Here is a 250-nt window from a genome sequence, read left to right on the forward strand (position 1 = left end):
CCTGCGCCACCTCGACGATGACGTCGCCGGCCGACAGCCGCTTCTCGGCGGCATCGGAGGCATTGTCGACGCCGGTGACGACGACACCCTTCACGCTGTCCTTGATCTTGTACTTGGTGCGCAGGTCCTTGCTCAGCGCCGCGAGGTCGAGGCCGAGCGCCTTCTGGGTCACCGGCTTCTCGGCCGTGTCGTCCTTCGGCTTGGCGTTGGCCTGCTGAACCTTGTCGTTGTCCTCGAGCCGGCCGAGCGT

At 66.8% G+C, this 250-nt stretch carries 1 protein-coding gene; it reads right to left on the reverse strand.

The window, feature by feature from the left end; all coding sequences use genetic code 11:
• Positions 1 to 250: hypothetical protein (locus tag ACZ3HH_RS30815; RefSeq protein ID WP_465810477.1), on the reverse strand; the 250-nt coding region annotated here is incomplete at both ends.

The organism is Pseudomonas sp. PME37.24/025 (assembly GCF_055556615.1).